Origin of the sequence: Pseudomonas mendocina (genome assembly GCF_900636545.1) — a bacterium.
GTDB lineage: Bacteria > Pseudomonadota > Gammaproteobacteria > Pseudomonadales > Pseudomonadaceae > Aquipseudomonas > Aquipseudomonas mendocina.
The window spans coordinates 1,973,586-1,994,982 of sequence record NZ_LR134290.1 but is presented as its reverse complement, the minus strand read 5'-3'; the positions used below and the strand labels follow the sequence as shown (position 1 = coordinate 1,994,982).

Below are 21,397 nucleotides of genomic sequence, written 5' to 3'. Positions count from 1 at the left end.
GGCTGGCCTTACTGGGCTGCCTGCACCTTCTCCTGGCCCTCAGCTGCCGCGGCCGCAGCGGGCTCCTGCATCTGCTCCTGTACGGTCTGCTCGTCCACTCGCGGATCAAGCGCAGCGACCAATGGCGAACTGGTGACGTTGCCGGGCATGGCCATATGCTGCAGCGGCGCATCATCGACCTGATGCAGATGCGTCACCACTTCAGGGCGGATGCGCCAGATCAGGATGAGCGCGCAGACGCAGACGAACACGTACAGCATATTGGCCCCGTAGAAACGCATCAGCACGCCCGTCAGCAAGGGGCCGATACAGGCGCCAACGCCGAAGGTGACCAGCAGCATGGCCGTGAGCGACACGCGCCGCTCCGGCTCCACATGGTCGTTGGCCAGGGCCACCGCCAGCGGATAGAGGCTGAACTGCATAAGGCTGACCAGAAAACCGATGCAGATCAGCAGGCCGAGAAAGCTCTCCTGCAGCACCGCAAGAGGCAGGGCCGCCAGCAGCAACAGCACCGCGCAACCGCGAATCAGACGCACGCGATCATGGCGATCCGACAACCAGCCCAGAGGCCACTGCACCAGCAAGCCGGCCAGAATACAGCTACCCATGAACAGGCCCACCTCCTCCGTGGAAAGGCCCATGCGCGTGGCATACAGGGGTGCCAGACCATAGAACGAGCCGATGAGCAGACCGGCAACCGAAATAGTAGTCAGCGATAGCGGCACCCGACTGAGGAAGAAACGCAACTCCAATGGCGCGGGATGTAAAGGAGCAGGGTGCAGGCGGCGAGTCAGCGCCACTGGCACCAGGCACAGAGCGAAACATAAGGCGACCATCATCAGCAGCTCCAACCCCAGCGTGGGATGAACCACCAAGGCCAACTGCCCGAGAATCAGCCCCAGATAGGAGGCTGCCATGTAGCCACTGAATACCAGGCCGCGCTGCCTGGCCTCAGCCTGCTCGTTTAGCCAGCTCTCGATCACCATGTACTGGCACATCATGCCCAGGCCCACCAGCATGCGCAGGAACAACCAGAACGGCAGCCACTCCACCAGGCCGTGGCCCAGCACTGCCGCGGTAACCACCCCGGCGCAAGCCACATAGGCACGGATATGGCCCACTCGACCGATCAGGCGATGACCCAACTTGCCACCCAGCACCAGGCCAAAATAGTTGGCCGCCATCAGTGCACCGACCCACAGACCGTCCACTGTATCGGCCAGGCGCAGCGCCAGGTAGGTACTGAGCAGACCGGAGCCGAGCAACATCAGCAGGGTGGCGAAGTACAGCGAGCGGAATGACTTCCAGATCAATCGCATTGGCGGGTAAAGCTCCTCGTACGCAGTGTCGATAAACGGCGTCAGGCCTGGCCAGCCAGAATAGGACGCTCCTGGACGTTATGTCATCGCAGCGCGGTTAAATTCCATGCTCGTGCCTACGATGTAACTTTCGATGAATTCTGCAGCGAACAGTTCGACAGCATATCGCCGTGGTTTCGTCGCTCGCGGGCGGCATATAGGTTATGCGCTCATCGCTCGAGCACTTCGCCCTATACCCCACCCTACCTACCGCTACGCAGAGCTCTGCAGGGGCCGGACTCGAACTCTGAGGCTTGCAAGCAGGCAAAGCTTATCGAGATGCGACACCGGATTGCACCCTGTCGCCCTGATGCCCATCCATATCACGACGCCTGGCGAGCCTGTGCTAGAGTCGCGCGCTATTTTTCGGCGGGCCTTCTGCAGGCCTTGCTGAGAAGCCTCTCGAACCAGGCACGACGCCATTCGCAACGCGCCCAGCAACCAGAGAACCACGCGATGTCCCAAGCCATGCACCCTGCCCTGCAGTTCCTCAACCGTATCAGTCTGGTGACGCAGATCATCATCGGTCTGCTCGCAGGTATCGCCCTCGCCGTCGTCGCCCCGCAGGCAGCCCTGTCCGTAGGCTTCATCGGTGACGTGTTCGTCTCTGCGCTCAAGGCGGTCGCTCCGGTCCTGGTGTTCATTCTGGTGATGTCATCCATCGCCAATCATCAGCACGGCCAGCAGACCCACATCCGACCGATTCTGCTGATGTACCTGATCGGCACTTTCAGCGCCGCACTGGTAGCAGTCGTTGCCAGCTTCGCTTTTCCATCATCGCTGGTACTGAGCAGCCAGGTTGCCGAGCTCACGCCGCCCGGGGGTATCGGTGAGGTCCTGAAGACGCTGCTGATGAACGTGGTCGACAACCCGGTCAACGCGCTGCTGCGCGGCAACTTCATTGGCATCCTGGCGTGGGCCATCGGCCTCGGTTTCGCCTTCCGCCATGCCAGCGCCGGCAGCAAGCAGTTGCTGGGCGACCTGTCCAACGGGGTCACCGCCATCGTCAAGTTGGTGATTCGCCTGGCGCCGCTGGGTATCTTCGGCCTGGTCGCCGCGACCCTGGCCGAATCCGGTTTCGACGCATTGCTCGGTTACCTGCATCTGCTGGTAGTGCTGGTCGGCTGCATGCTGCTGGTGGCACTGATCATCAACCCCGCACTGGTCTACTGGAAGATCCGCCGCAACCCTTACCCCCTGGTGTTCACCTGCCTGCGTGAAAGCGGCATCACCGCCTTCTTCACTCGTAGCTCGGCCGCCAACATCCCAGTCAACCTGCAACTGTGCCAGCGCCTGGGCCTGCACGAGGAAACCTACTCGGTGTCGATCCCGCTCGGCGCCACCATCAACATGGCTGGTGCGGCGATCACCATCACCGTCCTGACCATGGCCGCAGTGCACACCCTGGGCATCGCTGTCGATCTGCCCACCGCCCTGCTACTGAGCGTCCTGGCCTCGATAAGTGCCTGCGGCGCCTCGGGAGTGGCCGGTGGCTCGCTGCTGCTGATTCCCTTGGCTTGCAGCCTGTTCGGCATTCCCAACGAAGTGGCCATGCAGATCGTCGCTATCGGTTTCATCATCGGCATCGTTCAGGACTCGGCGGAGACCGCGCTGAACTCCTCCACCGACGCCCTGTTCACTGCAGCTGCCTGCATGGCAGAAGAACAGCGCAAGGCCTGATGCCAACGACAGAGGGCTTGCACGTGCAAGCCTTCTGTCCTCCAAGCGATGCCATCCAACATCAACGGAAAATTGATAACGATTAGCGTTTGAATTAGATTGACGCCCCTCGCACCCCACAGCGGACGGCTTCATGTTCGAATTGCAAAGCGTCAGTTTCAGCATTCCTGAACGCACCCTGCTGCATCCCCTGGACCTGCGCATCGATGCCGGCCGTATGGTCGGCCTGATCGGCCACAACGGCTCCGGCAAGTCCACTCTGATCAAATTGCTCGCCCGCCAGCAGTCGCCCAGCGGTGGCCAGATCCTGCTCGACGGCAAACCGTTGCCGGCGTGGGGTCAGCGCGATTTCGCCCGTCAGGTAGCCTATCTGCCGCAGCAGTTGCCCCAGACCGAGGGTCTTACCGTACGCGAGCTGGTGGGCTTTGGCCGCTATCCCTGGCATGGCGCCCTTGGCCGTCTGGGCAGTGAAGACCGCGCGCGCATCGAGCGCGCCTTGGACCTGACCGACACTGGCATGTTTGCCGATCGTCTGGTCGATCATCTGTCCGGTGGCGAGCGCCAGCGTGTCTGGCTGGCCATGCTGCTGGCACAGAACACCCGCTACCTGCTGCTCGACGAACCCACCTCTGCGCTGGATATCGCCCACCAGGTGGAAGTCCTGTCGCGTGTCAGCGATCTCAGCCGTGAGCTGGGCCTGGGCGTACTGGTAGTGCTGCACGATATCAACATGGCTGCGCGCTATTGTGATCACCTGCTGGCCCTGCACAGCGGGCGCCTGCTGGCGCAAGGCAGCCCGACCGAGCTGATGCACGGCGAGACCCTGGAGCGTATCTACGGCGTGCCCATGGGGGTGATGGCCAATCCGGCGGACGGCTCGCCGATCAGCTACCTGTACTGAACGGGTCGCCTCAGGAGGCCGAACCGGCTGCCTGCGCCGGGGGCTCGTCGAGTAGCGGGCAGTTCTCGCACAGTTCCAGTTCGGGCAGCAAATAGCGAATGCAGCACACCCGCCGCTGCCGCCACGGCAACGCAGCGCCCTGCAGCTCGACATAACGCACCGGCTGATACAGCGGATTGCGCCGCCCATCAGGCTGCTGGGCGGCCTGCAAGAGGCTGAATCCGTCAGCTAGCAGCGGCGCCGGCAGGACCTTGCCCAGCGCCGTCAGAATCCACTCGAAATAATTGCCGGCGTTGCTCCACAGCACTTTCGGAGCGATCTTCACCTGCGCGGTGAACGCCTGGATCAGGGGGGCCAAGTGATCATGCTGGAGATGAGTGAAACGCTCGAAGGGATTGCCAGGGGCGAACGGCTCCCCCGCATCGCGCAGCTTGAAAGCCTGTGGCAAGTGCTCCCTATCAAGTACCACCTCGATGTCATCGAGGCCTAGCGGCAGGCGCCGGTTCAGCACCAACGCGGCGGCTACCACCGGCGGAATCAGGCGTACGAAATAATGCTTCGACCACTGCGACAGCAGCGCGCGTCGATCACCGCCTGCGTGCGCCTCGCCGAAGCGCACCAGCAGCGCCGGCAGCCCCTCGGCGCTGAGCAGCTCGCGCAGCGGCACCGAAGGCCTTGGGTCATCGTGCAGCACCAGAGTGTCCCGATAAGAGGAGAAGTCGCCGATGAACAGGGGCGCCAGTGCCTCAATCACCCTGCGCGATTCCCGATGCGTTCAACACAACACCCCGCTATCAAAAAAGCGCTCGCGGCCGATTGCCATTAGCGCCGCACGCTTGTGAGGGAAATCGAACTCCTTTTCCCGGTAGTAGCCCAGCGTTTGCATATAGCCAATCATCTTCGCGTTGTCGGCACGCGGCTCGGCTACCACCAGGTTTGTACGCGGGTCGTCGAGAAGGGCGTAATGGGTCAGCGCCGCCAGCCAGCTGGCGACCTTGTGCGGCCCGCGATGGGCCTGCTCCCCCACCAGCATGTGGATGCCGCGATCATAGTCGTCCGCGACATAAAAAGGCGCAATGCGGTCTTCCTTGGCCCAATAAAGCTCGAAGTAGGCGAAGGGCTGGTCGTCGAAACAACCGATCAGGCTGTAGACATGCGGATCGGCAGCGATGGTCTCCAGGTACTTGCGGTGCTGTTCCAGATCGCCGCCCTCCTGCCAGAAATGCAGGACGCGTGGCGTGTTCTGCCAGCGATTGAAGCGCTGCAGATCCTGATCGATGTCCAACGTGCGCAGGGATATCCAGGCGCCCAGACGCGCATCGAAGCGCCGGTATACTTCGCCCTCGGGCTGGGCTCTACGCCGTGGGTGACGCTTGCCTTCACTCATCACCATCTGCTGCGGATAAGGCGGCAGGGCCTGGCGCAGCCATGGCTGCGGCAACTGCCAGAACACGCTGCGCTCGACCTGCGCACTGGCACCACCCGCATCGCCACGCAGCCAGTCGTCACAGAGCTGCAGCGCCTGCTGATCCAGCCCCCGCCACACTATGCGCGGCGCTTGTGGATGAGCGGCAAACCACCAGTAACTGGCGCACCACAACACATCGGCCAGATCGTCCGTGGCCACTTCCAGCAGTTGCACAGTATTGGCGTCGAGCGTGCGTAGCTGCATCAGCGGCTGGCCGTCGCAGGTCAGCCAGATCGTCGAATCACGCAACTCGCCTTGCAGCACGCGGCCGTCAGGCAGCGGCAATGCATTCATTGGAAGCCCTCCTGGCCATAGGCCTCGGCCATCGCCACCACTACCTTGCGCGGCCCCTTGAAGGGATCGCGCGCGTGGGCCGTGAGCATGTTGTCGAGCATCAGAATGTCGCCATCGCGCCAGGGGAAACGAATGATGCAGGCGTCCAGCACGCCGCGCACCTCATCCAGCAGGCTGGCCTCGATGGGCGTGCCGTCGCCGAAGTAGACGTTACGCGGCAGCCCCTCGAGACCGACCGCATCGATCAGCACCTCCTGGGTATCGGCATCCAGGGCCGACAGGTGAAACAGGTGCGCCTGGTTGAACCAGACCCAGTCACCGGTACGCGGATGCTGGGCGACACCCTGGCAAAGCTGGCGCGTACGCAGTTCGTCATCGCCGAGCCATTCGAAGTCGATACGACGGGCGCGGCAGTATTGCTCGACCACCTGCCGATCTTCGGTATTGAAGACCTGCTGCCAGGGCAGATCCAGACCATTGCCGTAATTGCGCACGTAAAGCAGGCCGCGCTCGGCGAAGCGCTGGCGAATGGCCGGATCGATACGCCGGAACACCTCACGGCTGTCGGCAATCGGTGTCTCGCCGCCCTGCTCCGCCGCCTGGGCGCAATAGAACCAGATGCGCAGCGGCCATTCGGTGGTGTAGGCCTGCTCGTTGTGCAGCGGAATCGGGCGATGAGCGGGAAATTCGGTGGAGGTGTACACCCCGCCTGCACTGACCCGACTACGCGGCGTGGAGCCGAATTCGTAACTCAACAGCGGATGGCCAAAGGCGCCGGCAAACTGCTGGAAGCTGGCCACATCGACATCGGCGAAACCGCTGAACAGCAGGCCACCGCTCACCTCCAGATGCTCGGCCACCAGTTGCTGCAGGGCCGGCAGATGTTGGTGCAAGCCCTGCCCGGCCTGCAGCGGGCTGACGCGCATGGGCAGGCCGGCTTCGATGCTCAGGGCGGCCTGCGCCAGATCGGTCACTTGATTCATCGTCGCGCTCCCCGCGGGCCTCTGTTCACGCCATAGCCTGGCGCAGGCTCAGAGGGCGCATGTCGGTCCAGACCTCTTCGATGTGGGCCAGGCAGGTGGCCTTGTCGCCGGACACGCCCACGGCCGACCAACCTTCGGGAATGGCCTTGTATTCGGGCCAGATGGAATACTGCTGCTCATGATTGATCACGACCAGAAAGCGCGCGTTCTCGTTGTCGAAGCTCATCGATGACCTCTATGAATATGGCTTGCACCTGTTGCCCATGCAGCACGCCTGGCGTTCTGCGGGATTCTCTTAAAGGACGAATGGCCGGGGACAAAATTCAACGATTCATCGCCTCGATCGCCTCGCGCACCTGGGTCGCGATAGCCGCTGTCGAACGCGGCCCACCAAAGGTCCAGTACGGCGTAGGAAGAAAGGCGTAACGCTGCTGCTGAGCGACTGGCAGCGCCTTCCACAAGGGGCTGGAGAAGAATGGCGCCTGCCCCTGCCCACCGATGAACAGCACGCGCAACCCCGGCTCGCTGGCGAAACGGCGCATGTCGATACGCCTGTGCAAGGTGTGTGCGGAATGCAAGGTCCAGGGCGAGCGCACTCCCAGTCGCGCCATCAGACTGCCGATCAGCGTCTGCTGGTTGAGGGCGATGAAACTGCCCTGCTGCACCAGCGGATAGAGCACGGCTACAGGCTCGCCCTGCAAGCCCTTCGCATCGATCAAATGACGTGCTGCAGCCAACGCCTGCTGCCCTTCACGGATCACCGCCTGGGCCTGCTCTTGCCGACCTGTCAGACGCCCGAGGTGATCGAGCATCGCCTCACCGATCGCCACGCCGTCGTAGCCGTCATGCGCCAGAGACACCTGATATATCAGGGTCGGCGCCAGGCCATCGAGCCGCTCGAACAGCGGCAGATGCAGGTAGGCCACGCCGACGATCAGATCCGGCTTGAGCCGGGCGATGGCCTCCAGATTAGGTTGCTGCGCACTGCCCAGCGGCACACTGCGCTCGAGCAGATCATTGCCGATACCGATGTAACGACGATAGCTGGCCAGGTTGGCCACCCCTACCGGCTCGATCCCCAGTGACACCAGCAGCTCGGTACTCAGCTCATCGAGGCTGACGATCCGCTGCGGTGTGCCTCCAACGCCGGCCGACTGCCGGGCCACCAGTTGCGCATCGGCCGCCCACGCACCCTGCGCCAGACAGAGCAGCAATGCCCCACAAAAAAGACGCAGCATCGCCACCGTACTAGCTCCTTTTGTCACTGAAATAGACACGGCTGAGCAGCAGCAGGAACAAAGGCGCACCGATGGCGGCTGTAGCGATTCCCAATGGGATGTCCAGCGGCGCCAGCAGCACGCGTCCGAGCAAGTCGGCCGAGGCCAGCAGGGTCGCGCCCAGCAGCGGAGCCGCCAGCAAGCGTTGGCGAGCACGATGAAAGCCCAGCAAACGCACGCCATGCGGCACCAGCAAACCGATGAATGCCACCGGGCCGACCACCGCAACCGCCGATGCAATCAATGCACTGGCCAGCACGATCAGCAATACCCGCCTGCTCGGCACCGACAGCCCGAGGCTGCCGGCCACGCCGTCGCCCAGCTGCAGCAGATCCATCCAGCGCGTAGTCGCCGCGCACAGCCCCAGGCCGATCACCAGCCAGGGCAGCATGGCCTGCAGATCGCCCCAGGTACGCCCGTAGCTGCTGCCCACCATCCATATCAGCGCCTGGGCGATATTGCTGGTGAACTGCGCCATCAGCAGGCTCACCACCGCCAGCACCACACCGCTGATGGCAAAGCCGGTGAGCGTCACGCGTAGCGGCTCCAGGCCATGACGCAGGTTGAGGCCGATGACGATCAGCAGCGCCAGGCCTGCGCCCAGCCAGGCCAGCGGGAACCGCCAGGCAACGGCCAGCTCGGGCATGAAGATTAGGGCCAGCAGCACCACCAGCGCTGCCATCTGGCTCACCCCGAGAATTTCCGGGCCGGCCAGCGGGTTGCGCGTCACCGCCTGCAACAGCATCCCAGCAGTCGCCAGCAGCGCCCCGGCGGCCATGTCCACCAGCAGGCGCGGCAGGCGTAGATCGAGCAATGTCATCGCCATGGGCTCGCCGCTCCAGACCCGTTGCCAGAACGCCCAGACACCCGACTCACCCTCCGCCGTGCCCGCTACCAGCAGGGCTAGGCAGATCAGCACCGCGAGCGCGACGAACGACCACAACGGCAGGCGCATGGCCCGGTTCTCGCCCGGCATACTCGCCGTGACCGCCGCCACCGGCGCGCTGCGCCCGTAACGCAGCAGCAGGAGGATCGCCAGCGAACCGAGAACAGCCGACAGCACCCCCAGCGGCAGTTGGAACCAGGGCTCTACCGCCGCCACCAGCGCATCGGCGAGTAACGTAAGCAGTGCGCCCCAGATCGCGCACAAGGGGATCAACCGGGAAGGTCGCACCACGGCGAAGGCAAAACGCAACAGGTTCGGCGTGATCAGCCCGATGAAGCCCAGCGGCCCGGCCAGATGAATGGCCAACGCCGCCAGCAGGCTGCCGAGGACGATGCTCAGCCCTTTCAGCCAGGCCGGCGAGAGCCCTAGCGAGCGCATCTGCCCGTCGCCCAGCATGGCCAGGTTCATCGGCTGCATCAGCACCAGCAGAGCCAGTGCAATCAGCGGCAACAGATACAGCGCCGGATGCATCGCGCCCCAGCCCAACTGCTGCAGCGACCCGGTGTTCCACAGCGACACCACCATCGCGGCCTGGTCGTTGAGGCTGAGAAACAACGCGATCAGCGCGGCGAAGGTCTGCGCCACCGCCACCCCGGCCAGCGTCAGGCGCAGCGGTGAGGTGTTCCAGCCGCCGGCCATAAGGAAGGTGAACAAGGCCGCCAGCAGGCCGCCCACAAAGATCAGCGGCAAACCCAGCGCGCCGGGCAGAAGCATGCCGAGGATCACGCCCAGTTGCGCCCCGGCGGTAATGCCGAGCAGATCCGGCGACACCAGCGGGTTGCGCGTGATCAGCTGCATGATCGCCCCGGATACACCCAGGCAGGCGCCCACCAGTACCCCGGCAAAGGCACGTGGCAGTTGCGTCCACCAGAGCAGCAGGCCTTCGAGCGAAGGTGTCGACGACAGTGGCGCCAACCAGGCTTCGGCAGTTGGCCAGGGATGGCGCAATACACCCTGCCACAGCAGCATGGCCAGCAGCAGCGCGAGCCCCAGCAGCGCCAATCCCGCGTGACCGAACCCACGTACAGCGGCAGGCTGGCCGGGGCGGCTCAAACTCGTCATCCGTTGTTGTCCTTACCTATGCAAAAAGGCGAAGGGTTGCCCCCTCGCCTTGGTTTGCCCACTCGGTTGCCGCTTACCAGCGCAGCGACACGGTACCGAGGAAGGTGCGTTCATCGCCCCAGTAGCAGCGACCGGCATTGTTGCAGCCTGCCACGTACTCCTGATCGAAGACATTCTTGGCATTGAGATCGACCGACCAGTTCTCGTCGATGTCATAGCCGATGGCGGCATCGACCAAGGTCACGTCGCCAGTGTCCAACTTGCCGTAGAGAGTTTCGGCGGTATAAGCAAAGGTACTGTCGAAGTGACGCAAGCCACCGCCCAGACGCAGGCCGCGCAGCGCACCATCGAGGAAGCGGTAGTTGGCCCAGATCGATGCCTGGTTACGGGGCACACCGGTCATCTGATGGCCCTCAAGCAAAGATCCCGGTGCGTCCTTGGTAATGCGTGCATCGGTGTAGGTGTAGGCGGCGGTGATATTCAGATTGGCACTGACATCACTGCTGACTTCCAGCTCTACGCCCTTGGAACGGCTCTCACCGACCTGGCGGTAGTCATTGATGCCCGCCTCGAAATAGACGTCATTTTCCTTACGCAGATCGAATACAGCTGCAGTGAGCATGGTGTTCCAGCCCTTGGGCTCGTACTTCAGACCCACTTCGTACTGCTCGGCGGTGATCGGGTCCAGAGGGCCACTGGCGCTGCTGGTCTGCTGCACCGGCACAAACGAGGTGGAATAGCTGACGTAAGGCGACAGACCATTCTCGAACTGGTACATCACGCCGGTCTGCCAGGTGAAGTCGCGGTCGGTGTAGTCAAGGTCGGAGGCAGCGTTGCTGACCGGGCTGGTAGCATCGAACTTGTTGCGATACTGACTATCCACAGTATCGAAACGACCACCGAGCAGGAAGATCCAGTTCTCGTACTTGCTTTGGAGCTGGCTGTAGAGACCGGTCATCTGTTGGTCGAGCTGCGAGTTCTGGATGGTGAACGGCGTGGTCGGCTCGCTGGTCCAGACCGGATCGAATACGTTGATCGACGGACCGAAACCGGCACTCCAATCCTGGTTGAAGGAAGTGCGGTCGAAACTGGCGCCTACCAACAGCGTGTGCTGCAGGGCACCTGTATCGAACTTGCCTTCGAGCTGGTTATCCAGCGAATAGGTGATGGACTTGTTGTAACGATCGTACGCCTGCGAGCTGACGTTGGTGCCGAAGCCCGCATTATTCAATGCCCCCGGCCAGATTTCGTTACGCTGGATGCGTGACTGCATGTAACGCGAGTTCTGGCGGAACTGCCAGTCATTGTTGAAGCGATGGGTAAACTCATAGCCCAGCGTCCACACCTCGCGTTCGAAGGTGTTCCAATCCTTGTTACCGAGGAAGGTATCCTTGTCGATCTTGCCATTGGGGTTTTTCAGCAGCGTACCGGCCGCTGGCAAGCCCAGCTCGAGCTTGGTGCGATCCTTCTGGTAGGTCGACAGCAGGGTCAGACTGTTGAAGTCATCGAAGTTCAGGGTCAATGACGGGGCGATATAGATGCGGTTGTCCTGCACGTGATCGACCTGGGTGTCGGCCTCACGACCGACCATCACCACTCTGCCCAACACGTTGCCGCTGTCATTCAATGGCCCGGACACGTCCAGGTTGAGCTGGCGACGATCGTTGGAACCGTAGCTGAGCTGCACTTCGCCCTGCGGAGCAGCGGTCGGGCGCTTGCTGACCAGGTTGACCAGACCACCCGGTGCGTTCTCGCCATAGAGAATCGAGGTCGGTCCACGGAATACCTCTACCCGCTCCAGACCATAAGGCTCGCTGGTGGTGTCGTAGCGGTTGCCCTGTACGCGCAAACCATCTCGCAGCAGACCGTAGCCGAAATCAGTGGCATTGAAACCGCGAATGAAGAACAGGTCACCCGCGAGGCCATCCCCGGCAGCGAATGGCGGAGCGAAGATACCCGGCACATAGCCCAGCACCTCAGTGAGGCTCTGCGACTTTTGGTCCTCGATGCGCTTGCGCGTCACCACCGACACCGAACGCGGAGTCTCCGACAGTGGCGTGCTGGTCTTGCTGGCGGTCAGACTTTTCTCGGCCTTGTAGCCGAAGTCCGGGCCTTGTGGGCGGTCCAGTTCACCGGTGACCGTTTGCGCAGGAAGCGTCACCTGGTCATCTTGCGCATGAACCATCCCGTGGCACGTGGCAGCAATTACCACAGCCAGGCATTTCAGCTGAAAACGTCCAGCACTCTGCACTGCTCTCGACATCGTGTTCTCCCCCCTGATTCCGCCAGCCAATCCGCTGGCCTGTCAAAAAACGCTGGCTAGCCTAACCAATATGAAACTAAAACTGAATAGTAATTTTTATCATTTAGATGGTGGTTTGAAATAATCCTGTCCGACACACGGTGAATGGGCAGGTCGAGGCTACGGGTCTTCAGGGACTGAGCGCAGCGGCAAGTGCGGCGGTGAAGATTTCCGCAACTTGGTCGACCTGCGCTGCAGTGATGATCAACGGCGGCAGCAAACGCAACACACTGGAATGGCGCCCACCCACCTCCAGAATCAGGCCGCGACGCAGGCATTGCTGCTGCACAGCCGAGGCCAGCGCACGGTTGTGCGGCGGGTGCCCCATGGCGTTCGCCTTGCCCTGGGGATCGACCATCTCCACTCCCAGCATCAGCCCCCTTCCCCGTACTTCGCCAATCTGCGGGTAGCGCTCCTGCAGTGCCTGCAGGTGAGCGAAGAGGCGTTCTCCCATGACAGCGGCATGCTGATCCAGGCGTTCTTCACGGATCAGGCGCAAGGTGGCTGCACCTGCCGCCATGGCCATCTGATTGCCACGGAAGGTGCCGGCATGCGCGCCCGGCTGCCAGCGGTCGAGATCCTTGTGGTAGACCACCACTGCCAGCGGCAGGCTGCCGCCGATGGCTTTGGACAACACCAGCACATCCGGCGTGATGCCGGCATGCTCGAAGGCGAACAGCTTGCCGGTACGACCGATGCCGCACTGCACCTCATCGAGAATCAGCGGTACACCGGCCTCACGGGTGATGCGGCGAATGCCGCGCAACCAGTCGGCTGAAGGAGCGATCACCCCACCCTCGCCCTGCACGGTTTCCAGAATCATGCCGGCTGCCGGCAGCACGCCACTTTCCGGATCACCCAGCTGATTCTCGATGTAATGCAGGCCGACTCGCTCGCCCTCCGCACCGCCCAAACCGAACGGGCAGCGGTACGCGTAGGGATACGGCAGCATCTGCACGCCACTGATCATGCCGTCGAGATACTGCTTGGGCCCCAGGCTACCCATCAGGCTCAGGGCGCCCTGGGTCATGCCGTGGTAGGCACCATGGAAGGCCAGCATCTGGCTGCGCCCGGTAGCGGTACGCACCAGTTTCAACGCCGCCTCTACCGCATCGGTACCGGCCGGCCCGCAGAACTGGATGCGTGCATCGCGCGCGAACTCGGCGGGCAGGCAGGCGAACAGCTCGTTGATGAAATCGTCCTTGGCTTCGGTCATCAGATCCAGCGTATGCAGCGGCCGCTTGCCATCGAGCAGTCCGCGCACGGCCTCCAGCACGACCGGGTGGTTATGCCCCAGCGCCAACGTGCCGGCACCGGCCAGGCAGTCGATGAACCAGCGCCCTTCACTATCCTGAACGTGGATACCCTCGGCCAGCCGCAGTTCCAGCGGTATACGCCGTGAATAGCTGCGTGCGTTGGATTCCACCGCACTCTGATGCTGCAGTCGGCTCGTGGCAGCGAAGCGATAATCGGCATCGCGCAGGGAAACCTCCGGCCCCAGGTCAAGGGATACCGGCAGCGGCTGCGCAACGTAGTTCGGTTCAATTTGCATAATCGTGACTCTCCAGGCCCAGAGGCCGTGACGATTGTTCGAGCGCAGCCAATTGCCGGCTCAGGTGTTCGATAAAGGACTGATCACGGACGATGCCCAGGTGGTCGGCCTGCACCCAGCTGGACAGGTGCAATTCACGCCCCAGGGCGGTTTCCAACAACGTCTCGCCGTTGCGGTTGTTCTCCGGCGAATGCGCCGCCCACCAGGCCTGCACCGGGCAGCGCAGCGGCTGGATATGCTGGTGCTGCGCGGCCAGGGTGTGCATGTGCCGCTCCAGGGCGAGCAGCTGCTGCCAGTCGTCATCACCTGGTGCCGCTTCGTCTGCCACGGCGGCACGCGGCGCACGGGCCAGGCCGGCGCCTGGTACATAGCCATCGACCAGGCCAACGAACGCCACTGCCTTGCCCAGGCGCTCCAACAGGCGTGCCATGGCCAGTACCAGCGCTCCGCCCATCGACCAGCCGAGCAGGTGGTAAGCCCCCTGCGGCTGGGTTTCGAGCATGACCTTGACGTAATCGCGCGCCATCTGTTCGAGGCTCTGGTCACGCCAGGACGGCTGCAGCAATTGCCGGTTCTGCAGGCCGAATACCTGCCAGTGCGGCGCCAGAGCACGAGCCAGCGGGTAGTAACCGACCAGCGTGCCGCTGACCGGGTGCACGCAGAACAGCGTGGGGCGGCCGACCTCGGCCTGGTTCAGGCGCAGCAGCGGGCTGGGCGTGGCAGCGGTTGAAACGCTTTGGCGCGGTGCGGACTCGACCGCTGCAGCATCGATCAGGCTCTGCAGTGCATCGCCCATCGCCGCCAGCAACGCTTCAATGCGTTGCACGCGATGGCGTTGTCCACTGAACCGGCAACTGAGGCTCAGACAGCCGGCAAATACCTGACCATTGATTTCCAGTTCCCGCGTCAAGGCTGTGGCCGGATCGACCAACGTACCCGGTGACTCGCTGGCGGGGGCGAAGTGGCCATCGCCCAGTTGCGCGTCGAACTGCCCCAGATAGTTGAAGGCAATATCGGCCTCACCCAGCTCGGCCAGGCTGCGCCGCTGCTCGGCGTTCCCCAGGTAGCGCAGCAGGCCATAGCCCAGCCCCTTGTTGGGCACGCTACGCAGGCGCTGGCGTACAGCGGCCAGGGTCTGCGGCAGCGTTTCCTGCGCCTGCAGATGCAGCGGGTAGAGGCTGGTGAACCAGCCCAGCGTGCGCGCGAGATCCTGCTCGGCCTGTTCGTCGAGCCATTCGCGCCCATGCCCTTCCAGGGCGATCAGGCTGTCGCTGAGGCCAGCCCAACGACGCAAGCCTTCGGCCAGCGCAGCGAGCAGCACTTCGTCCATACGCGCGTCCTGCTGCTGCAAGGTTTCGCGCAGCAGACGGCGGGTCTGAGCCTCGCTCAACTGCCAGGTACAGGTCTGCACCTGAGCATGAGTCGCTGTACCGCTCGGATCATCCACCGGCAGACGCTGGCTGCCACGCTGTGCCAGCCAATAGTCCATTTCGCCAGCCACCGGTGCCGCCTGTGCATGACGCCACAGATGCTCGGCCCAGGCCTGGTAGCTGCCCGGCCTGTCACCGAGATCGACCGGTTGGCCGGCCACAGCCTGCTGGTAGGCGCGGGCCAGATCATCCAGCAGCACACGCCAGGAAACGCCATCGATGATCAGGTGATGAGCGGCGAGCAGCAGGCGCTGGCTGCCATCCGCCATGTCCGCGAGCAGCACTCGCAGCAGCGGGCCGTGCTGCAGATCCAGGCTACGCTGAGCGGCCTCGCATTGCGCCTGCAGGGCTGCGTCCGAGTCGATGCGGCGCTGCCAGAACAGCCGCTCGGCCTGCTCCTCGTCCCGGTAGAAGGCCTGCCAGTTGCCCCTTTCATCCTGACGGAAGGCCAGGCGCAGCGCGTCGTGATGCTCAATCAGCCCCTGCAGCGCGCTCAGCAAATGGGCAGCGCGCAGTGGTCGGCGCACATCCAGCAGCAAGGCCTGGTTCCAGTGCGCACGGTTGGCCATGGGCAAGGAGAAGAAATGCGCCTGAATCGGCGTCAGCGGCAGCTCACCACTGGCCCGCTGCACCGCCACGGCTTGAGTGCCGAGCGGCGTCATCACAGCAGCCAGATCGGCCAGACGCGGATGCTGGAACACCGCCTTGGGCGTCAGCTCCCAACCGGCCTTGCGCAGCCGCGTGACCAGGCTCAGGGACTGGATCGAATCGCCACCCAGGGCGAAGAACTGGGCATCGCGGCTGATCTGGCCGATACCGAGCAACTCGCTCCACAACTCGGCCAGCAACTGTTCCTGCTCAGTGCGCGGCGCCTGGTACTCGCCCGCCTCCACCTGCGGCTCCGGCAGACTCTGCCGATCCAGCTTGCCGTTGGGCAGCAGCGGCAGTCGCTCCAGCGCCAGGATATGACTCGGCACCATATGCGAAGGCAGGCGCTGCTTGAGTTGCGCTTTCAGCTCACTCTCGCTCAGCCCCTGGCCGGCGACGTAGCCCACCAGGCGCTTGCCTGCGGCACTGTCCTTGACCACCACCAGCGCTTCACCCACACCGGCGCAGGCTTTCAGCGCCGCCTCGACTTCGCCGATTTCGATGCGGAAGCCGCGCAGTTTGATCTGCTGATCCAGCCGGCCCAGGTATTCCAGCTGGCCGTCAGCACCGAGGCGCACGCGGTCGCCAGTGCGGTACAGACGCTCACCGGGGCGATACGGGTTAGGCACGAAGCGCTCGGCGGTAGCACCAGGGCGATCCAGATAACCACGGGCCAACAATCCGCCCAGGTACAGCTCGCCGGCCACGCCCACTGGCAACAGGTTAAGGTCGGCATCCAGTACGTAGCCCTGGCGCGCACCAACGCGGTCGCCAACGGGCGCATAGGCTGTGGTGAAGTCCGCCGTGGCCGCCGGTACACGCCAGATGGTCGGAGTGACCACGGTTTCGGTCGGGCCGTAGCCGTTGATGATCCACTGCGGTTGCAGGCTGCGAATCACCTGCTGCAACAGCTCGCGGCTGAAGGCTTCACCGGCGAAGCAATAGGTCTTCACTCCGGGCGCTTTGCCGCATTGCTCGGCCCATTCGGCCAGCTGGCGCAGGTAGCTGGGCGGCAAGGCCACCACGCTGATGCCTTCTGCGATCAGGCAGTCGTAGGTCTGCTGCACGCTCCACAGTTGCTGGTCACGGATCACCACCCGCGCGCCATGGCTCAGTGGCGTCAGCCAACGCTCGTGGGCACCGTCGAAACTGACCGAGAGGAAATGCAGTTCGCGATCCTCGGCCGTCAGTTCGTAACGCTCGCCAATGGCCTGGCAATGCAGGGCAATCGCGCCGTGGGCCACGGCCACGCCCTTGGGTTTGCCGGTGGAGCCGGAGGTGTAGATCAGATAGGCCAGTTGCACGGGGTGAATCGCTACCTCGGGCGCTTCTGACGATTCGCCGCTGAGTTCCAGCTGATCGAGGTCGAGCACCTCGATACCGGCCACGTCAGGCAGGCGTGGCAGGGCCGCCTGGTGGCTCAGCAGCAGCTTCACCCCGGCGTCTTCGAGCATGTAGCGCAGACGCTCTTCGGGGTAATCCGGGTCCAGCGGCACATAGGCGCCGCCAGCCTTGAACACCGCCAACAGGGCGACGAACAGCTCGATACCGCGCTCCAGCGCCACACCAACACGCACTTCGGCACCGACACCACGGGCGATCAGTTGATGGGCCAGGCGATTGGCGCGGGCTTCAAGCTCGGCGAAGCTCAGGCGCTGCTGGCCATGCACCAGGGCGATGGCTGTCGGGCGCAGGTGTGCCTGCTCGGCAATGCGCTCTGGCAAGAGCTGAATGCTGTTGGGAACGGGTGTTGGGTCGTTCCAGGCCTCGACCTCGGCTACCTCCGATTCACTCAACAATGGCAGATCGGCCAGCGACGCCTGTGGCATACGGCACGCTCCATCGAGCAGGCGCAGGAACTGGCTGGCCAGGCGCTCGACGCTGGAGGCCTCGAACAGATCGGTGGCGTAATCCAGGTAGGCCTCGATGCGGCCATCGGCCTGTTCGAGGGTGCCCAGCACCAAGTCGAAGTGAGCGCTCTGCCCCTGGCAGTCGAGGTTTTCGCACTGTAGGCCGGGCAACGTCTGCAGGGCGCTCTGGTCCTGCCGTTGATGGTTGTAAGCCACCTGGAACAGCGGGTTGTGGCTAAGGCTGCGCTCCGGCTGCAGGGCATCGACCAGTTGCTCGAAAGGCACATCCTGATGGGCCTGGGCGCCGACCACCCGCGCCTTGACCTGACGCAGCAGGTCGACGAACGAGTGCTGCGCATCCACTTCGCTGCGAATCACCAGGGTGTTGACGAACAGGCCGATCAGTCCCTCGCTCTCGCCCTGAGTACGCCCGGCCACCGGCACGCCAATGCGCAGGTCGTGCTGGCCGGTCAGGCGATACAGCAGGCTCTGGTAGACCGCCAGGATCACCATGAACGGCGTCACTTCATGCAGTTGCGCCTGCTCACGCAGTCGTTCGGTCAGGCTGGCAGGCAGGCTGAAGGCATGCCGCGCCCCCTGCCCCAGACGCACGGCCGGACGCGGCCGGTCTGCCGGCAGCTCCAGTAGCGGCTGTTCATCGCCGAGCTGTTCCCGCCACCACTGCACCTGTTCGGCCAGGCGACTGCCAGCAAGATGATCACGCTGCCACAGGGCATAGTCGGCGTACTGGATCGGCAGTGCCGCCAGCTCAACCGGCTGCCCTTCGGCATGGCCTCGATAGAGCGCAGCGAACTCGTCGAGCAGCACCTGGATCGACCAACCGTCGGCGATGATGTGATGCAGGCAGAGCACCAGTACATGCTGCTTCGGGTTCAGTTCGATCAGCGCCACACGCCAGGGCGGGCTCTGTTCCAGATCGAAGGGGCGCCGATTGACGCCATCGATCTGCTGCTGCAGCTGCGCCTCGTCCTGCGCCTGCAGGCGCTCGATGCCAACCGTAATCGGCTGCTGCACACATTGCAGGGGCTCACCCGCGTCGCCGCTGGTGAAAGTGGTGCGCAGGCTTTCATGACGCTGCGCCAGGCTGTCGAAGCTGCGTTGCAGCGCCTGGATATCCAATGCCCCCGTCAGGCGCACGGCGCACGGCAGGTGGTAGGCCAGGCTGTCGGGCTCCAGCTGGGCGAGGAACCACAGGCGCTGCTGAGCGAAGGACTGCGGGCTACGGGCTGCACGCTGGCGAGCCTGCAGACCGAAGCCAGGCGCGGCGGCGGCGGCCGCCAGCTGCAAGGCCTGGGCACTGAGGGTGCTGGCTTCGAAGGCGGCGCGCAGCGGCAGCTCACGCTGCAACTGGCGACGAATCTGTGACACCAGTTGCGTCGCCAGCAGCGAATGACCGCCGAGGGCGAAGAAGTCATCCTCACGCCCTACCCGCTCTACACCCAACAGCTCCTGCCAGATGCTTGCGAGCTGGCTTTCCAGCCCGGAGCGCGGCGCCTGGTAGTCACGCTGAACGCGCTGCGGTTCCGGCAGCGCCTTGCGCTCCAGCTTGCCGTTGGGCGATAGCGGCAGGCGGTCGAGCGCCACGAAGTAGCTCGGCACCATGAACTCCGGCAGGCGCTGTTTGAGCTGCGCGCGCAATGCTTCTTCGTCGAACGCCTCACCGACCACGTAGGCCACCAGTTGTGGGCTACCGGCGACATCGCGCACCAGCACCACGGCTTCACGCAGCGCTGGATACTCCAGTAATGCGGCCTCGATCTCACCCAGCTCGATACGCAGACCGCGCAGTTTCACCTGATGGTCGATACGGCCCAGGTATTCCAGCACGCCGTCTTCAGTCCAACGCGCCAGATCGCCGCTGCGGTACAGACGCTGGCCATCGCCGAAGGGGCTGGCGACGAAGCGCTCGGCGGTCAGTCCCGGACGACGGTGATAACCGCGCGCCAGGCCGATGCCACCGATATACAGCTCGCCAGCCACGCCAATCGGTTGCGGATTGAGGCGCTCGTCGAGGATATGGATCTGCAAATTGGCGATCGGCCGGCCAATCGGCACGCTGCGCCGCTCCTGGCCCGTGCACTGCCAATGGGTCACATCGATGGCCGCTTCGGTCGGGCCGTACAGGTTGTACAGCTCGGCCTGCGGCAGCAGGTGCCGCGTGCTGCTGGCCAGCTCCGCCGGCAGCGCTTCACCGCTGCAGACGATGCGGCGCAGGCTTGCGCAGCCATGCAGTTCGCCGTGGGCGACAAAGGCCGCCAGCATCGAGGGCACGAAGTGCAAAGTGCTGATCTGCTCGCGTGCGATCAGCTCGACCAGCTTGGCCGGGTCGCGGTGGTCGCTCGGCTGCGCCATGACCAAGCGCGCCCCGGTGATCAGCGGCCAGAAGAACTCCCACACCGACACGTCGAAGCTGAACGGAGTCTTTTGCAGCACCCGGTCGTCAGCCGTCAGTCGGTAGGCGTCCTGCATCCAGGCCAGGCGGTTGTACAGCGCCGCATGGCTATTGCCGGCCCCCTTGGGCTTACCGGTGGAACCGGAGGTGTAGATCAGATACGCCAGTTGTTCGGGGTGAATGGCCACATCGGGCGCGGTCTTGGGCGCTTGAGACAGGTCGAGGTGATCAAGGTTGAGTAGCTGCACGCCGCTCACCTGCGGCAGGCTGTCGATCACCGCGTCATGGCTCAGCAGCAAGCTCACGCCGGCGTCTTCGAGCATGTAGCGCAGGCGCTCGACCGGATACTCCGGATCCATCGGCACGTAGGCGCCGCCAGCCTTGAGGATGGCGTACAGCGCCACCACCATCTCCACCGAACGCAGCGCTGCCACGCCCACCAGGCTGTCGCGGGTGACGCCCAGTGCTTGCAGATGATGCGCCAACTGGTTGGCGCGCTGATCCAGCTCGGCGTAGCTCAAACTCTGCTCGCCGCAGACCAGGGCGATGGCCTGCGGATGCGCCTGTACGCGTTTTTCGAACTGGCGCTGCACCGGCTCGACCACGCCGTAATCCACGGCCGTGGCGTTGAAATGGGCCAACGCCTGCCGATCGATCTCATCATCCAGACGATGCTCGCCGATGGCCAGGTGCGGCTGCGCCAGCAACTGCTTCAGCAAGCCGATAAAGCGCTGGTGCAGGCGCTCGATGCTCGCGGGCTCGAACAGGTCCAGGGCGTAATTCCAGTTGCCGCTGAACTGCCCCTGGCGATCTTCCTGGGTATTGAGCGCCAGGTCGAACTGGGCACTGCCGTCGGCCAGGCTCATCACCTCGGCCTGCAGCCCCTGCAACTGGCTCAGTGCCGCATGGCTGATCTGCTGGTGGTCATAAGCCACCTGGAACAACGGGTTGTGGCTCAGGCTACGCTCGGGCTGCAGCGCTTCGACCAATTGCTCGAAGGGCAGATCCTGATGGGCCTGCGCCTCGACGCTGGCGTGCTTGAGCTGATCGAGCAACGCCGTAAAGCTCAGCTCTGGCGTCACCTGGCTGCGCAGCACCTGGGTGTTGACGAACAGGCCGATCAGGCCTTCGACCTCGCGGCGTGTGCGCCCGGCGATGGGCACGCCGACACGCAGATCGCGCTGCCCGCTGATGCGCAGCAGCAAGACCTTGTAAGCAGCCAGCAACAGCATG

At 63.9% G+C, this 21,397-nt stretch carries 12 protein-coding genes (1 of these 12 running past the window's edge); 2 read left to right on the top strand and 10 right to left on the bottom strand.

Translation table 11 applies throughout. The features are described 5' to 3' along the window. Positions 1 to 8: 8 nt before the first annotated feature. A complete protein-coding gene (locus tag EL191_RS09145; protein ID WP_041978297.1) occupies positions 9 to 1,319 on the bottom strand; it encodes an MFS transporter in 1,311 nt (436 codons plus the stop codon). Between the two features lie 495 nt (positions 1,320 to 1,814). Here EL191_RS09145 and sstT point away from each other — a divergent pair, with 495 nt between their 5' ends. After that, entirely contained in the window at positions 1,815 to 3,038 is a 1,224-nt protein-coding gene (gene sstT / locus EL191_RS09140; protein WP_017361904.1) for a serine/threonine transporter SstT, read from the top strand. 133 nt (positions 3,039 to 3,171) lie between these two features. Then, positions 3,172 to 3,939: an ATP-binding cassette domain-containing protein gene (locus tag EL191_RS09135; RefSeq protein ID WP_041978294.1), complete on the top strand. Its 768-nt coding sequence runs from the start codon at positions 3,172 to 3,174 to the stop codon at positions 3,937 to 3,939. Between the two features lie 10 nt (positions 3,940 to 3,949). Here the strand turns inward: EL191_RS09135 and fhuF are convergent, their stop codons facing one another. The 9 genes from fhuF to EL191_RS09090 all read right to left on the bottom strand — a co-directional run. After that, positions 3,950 to 4,693 (bottom strand): siderophore-iron reductase FhuF, encoded by a 744-nt coding sequence (gene fhuF, locus EL191_RS09130; RefSeq protein WP_041978291.1) that lies wholly within the window; start codon positions 4,691 to 4,693, stop codon positions 3,950 to 3,952. A 21-nt stretch (positions 4,694 to 4,714) separates the two neighbouring features. Beyond that, a complete protein-coding gene (locus EL191_RS09125) occupies positions 4,715 to 5,701 on the bottom strand; it encodes a GNAT family N-acetyltransferase (protein ID WP_017361894.1) in 987 nt (328 codons plus the stop codon). Beyond that, on the bottom strand, positions 5,698 to 6,684 hold the full coding sequence (locus EL191_RS09120) for a TauD/TfdA family dioxygenase (protein WP_041978289.1): 987 nt from the start codon (positions 6,682 to 6,684) through the stop codon (positions 5,698 to 5,700). The genes EL191_RS09125 and EL191_RS09120 overlap by 4 nt, the downstream gene beginning before the upstream one ends. A gap of 25 nt (positions 6,685 to 6,709) precedes the next feature. Then, positions 6,710 to 6,910, bottom strand: coding sequence for an MbtH family protein (locus tag EL191_RS09115; protein WP_003247048.1), 201 nt, complete (start codon positions 6,908 to 6,910; stop codon positions 6,710 to 6,712). A 97-nt stretch (positions 6,911 to 7,007) separates the two neighbouring features. Continuing rightward, positions 7,008 to 7,922: an iron-siderophore ABC transporter substrate-binding protein gene (locus EL191_RS09110; protein WP_126403473.1), complete on the bottom strand. Its 915-nt coding sequence runs from the start codon at positions 7,920 to 7,922 to the stop codon at positions 7,008 to 7,010. Between the two features lie 10 nt (positions 7,923 to 7,932). Next, positions 7,933 to 9,969, bottom strand: a complete 2,037-nt coding sequence (gene fhuB / locus EL191_RS09105) for a Fe(3+)-hydroxamate ABC transporter permease FhuB (protein ID WP_041978285.1) — start codon at positions 9,967 to 9,969, stop codon at positions 7,933 to 7,935. 73 nt (positions 9,970 to 10,042) lie between these two features. After that, positions 10,043 to 12,154 (bottom strand): TonB-dependent siderophore receptor, encoded by a 2,112-nt coding sequence (locus EL191_RS09100; protein ID WP_041978283.1) that lies wholly within the window; start codon positions 12,152 to 12,154, stop codon positions 10,043 to 10,045. 247 nt (positions 12,155 to 12,401) lie between these two features. Then, positions 12,402 to 13,823, bottom strand: a complete 1,422-nt coding sequence (locus tag EL191_RS09095) for an aspartate aminotransferase family protein (RefSeq protein ID WP_041978281.1) — start codon at positions 13,821 to 13,823, stop codon at positions 12,402 to 12,404. Further along, positions 13,813 to 21,397, bottom strand: partial view of a non-ribosomal peptide synthase/polyketide synthase gene (locus EL191_RS09090; RefSeq protein ID WP_041978279.1) — the final stretch only. It continues 8,414 nt past the right edge of the window; the window shows 7,585 of its 15,999 coding nt (coding positions 8,415-15,999); its start codon lies beyond the right edge, outside the window; its stop codon occupies positions 13,813 to 13,815. The genes EL191_RS09095 and EL191_RS09090 overlap by 11 nt, the downstream gene beginning before the upstream one ends.

What these genes read in the sequence shown, in the direction of transcription:
- EL191_RS09110 (WP_126403473.1), bottom strand. Translation starts at nt 7,922, where the DNA reads ATGCTGCGTCTTTTTTGTGGGGCATTGCTGCTCTGTCTGGCGCAGGGT.
- fhuB (WP_041978285.1), bottom strand. Translation starts at nt 9,969, where the DNA reads ATGACGAGTTTGAGCCGCCCCGGCCAGCCTGCCGCTGTACGTGGGTTC.
- EL191_RS09125 (WP_017361894.1), bottom strand. Translation starts at nt 5,701, where the DNA reads ATGAATGCATTGCCGCTGCCTGACGGCCGCGTGCTGCAAGGCGAGTTG.
- EL191_RS09095 (WP_041978281.1), bottom strand. Translation starts at nt 13,823, where the DNA reads ATGCAAATTGAACCGAACTACGTTGCGCAGCCGCTGCCGGTATCCCTT.
- EL191_RS09135 (WP_041978294.1), top strand. Translation starts at nt 3,172, where the DNA reads ATGTTCGAATTGCAAAGCGTCAGTTTCAGCATTCCTGAACGCACCCTG.
- EL191_RS09115 (WP_003247048.1), bottom strand. Translation starts at nt 6,910, where the DNA reads ATGAGCTTCGACAACGAGAACGCGCGCTTTCTGGTCGTGATCAATCAT.
- EL191_RS09100 (WP_041978283.1), bottom strand. Translation starts at nt 12,154, where the DNA reads ATGGTTCATGCGCAAGATGACCAGGTGACGCTTCCTGCGCAAACGGTC.
- EL191_RS09120 (WP_041978289.1), bottom strand. Translation starts at nt 6,684, where the DNA reads ATGAATCAAGTGACCGATCTGGCGCAGGCCGCCCTGAGCATCGAAGCC.
- EL191_RS09145 (WP_041978297.1), bottom strand. Translation starts at nt 1,319, where the DNA reads ATGCGATTGATCTGGAAGTCATTCCGCTCGCTGTACTTCGCCACCCTG.
- sstT (WP_017361904.1), top strand. Translation starts at nt 1,815, where the DNA reads ATGTCCCAAGCCATGCACCCTGCCCTGCAGTTCCTCAACCGTATCAGT.